1 protein-coding gene is annotated in these 1,395 nt (G+C 59.0%); it reads right to left on the reverse strand.

The genetic code is table 11. The features are described from left to right. Positions 1 to 33: 33 nt before the first annotated feature. Positions 34 to 1,395 (reverse strand): group II intron reverse transcriptase/maturase (gene ltrA, locus DB891_RS17400; RefSeq protein WP_223256140.1); only part of this gene is annotated, 1,362 nt, incomplete at its 5' end.

Below are 1,395 nucleotides of genomic sequence, written 5' to 3' on the forward strand. Positions count from 1 at the left end.
CACCACCGTACGTGCGGTTCCGCATACGGCGGTTCAACTAATACGCTGGAGTCCCTGCACAGTGCTGCGCAGCGAGACCAGCCCCATTTTGGCGAAGTACAACGTCGGTACTGCCTGATTCATGTGTTTGGATGCCGAGTTCCACCAAGGCCCTCGCCCGTTTACACTCGACTTCCACGCCCGCTCAGGCCTAAGCCCAAGCAAGATGAGTCGTCGTTCGCGGGTCTTCGGGGTTTTCCACTGTCGCCAGAGCAGGCAACGTAGTTTTCGACGCAGCCACCAATCGAGTTCCTCCAGCATCCGCATGTTCGCGGTAAGCCGAAAGTAGTTTGCCCAACCCCGCAACACGGGATTTAGCATCTCTATAGTGTGAGACAAGGACCGTCCTCGCCCCTTGCGCAGCAACTCACGAACTCGATCCATCAGTCTTCGCAGGCTTTCGGGGGCAGGTCGCACCCGTGTCTCTTGGCGATAGATCGTAATCGCGTAGCCCAGAAACTTTCGCTTCCAAGGCCGTGCTACTGCGCTTTTCTGCTCGTTGATACGTAGCTTCAGATGACCCTCCAGGAAGGCTCTGATGTTCGCCATCGCCCGTTGCCCTGCGCCTTCACTGCCGATGTAGATATTGCAGTCGTCAGCATATCGGCAGAACTTCAACTGCCGCCTTTCCAGCTCTCGATCAAGATCGGTCAGCAGGATATTCGACAGTAATGGGGACAGCGGCCCACCCTGAGGCGTACCCTCGCTGCGGGGTTGAATCACGCCATTAGCCATCATCCCCGCCTCTAAGAAGCGCCGGATCAGCTTGAGTACGCGACCATCCCTCACTCGATAGGCGAGTCGAGCCATCAACACGTCGTGGTTGACCCGGTCGAAGAATTTCTCCAGGTCGATGTCCACTACCCAGTGCTTTCCTTCGGCCACATACTCTTTCGCCTTGACGACCGCATCGAGCGCACTTCTCTGCGGACGAAAGCCGTAGCTGCCATCGGAGAAGGTTGGCTCGAAGATCGGTTGCAGTACTTGATGGAGCGCCTGCTGGATAAGCCGATCCACCACCGTGGGTACGCCGAGTGTTCTAACCCCGCCATTAGGCTTGGGAATGTCCACTCGGCGCACCGCCCGTGGCAGGTACCGATCCTCCAGCAGTGCCGCCTTCACACTTGGCCAGTGCACCAACAGCCAGTCCTTCAGCTCCTCGACCGTCAGGCGATCAACGCCCGCTGCGCCTCGGTTCTTCAGGACGCGCTTGTACGCTCGTCGCATGTTGCTGGGTTCGACCACCTGCTCCATGAGCCGGTAGTCCTCCGATTTCGTTCGCCCAGCCGTCGCCGCAACCCCCTCAGCACCTTGCGGGCTTCTTTCCGGATTCCGTCCGGCCATGGCAGGCAGGCC

It is taken from the genome of Flavobacterium laiguense (genome assembly GCF_003097655.1).
In the GTDB taxonomy this organism is placed as follows: Bacteria; Bacteroidota; Bacteroidia; order Flavobacteriales; family Flavobacteriaceae; genus Flavobacterium; species Flavobacterium laiguense.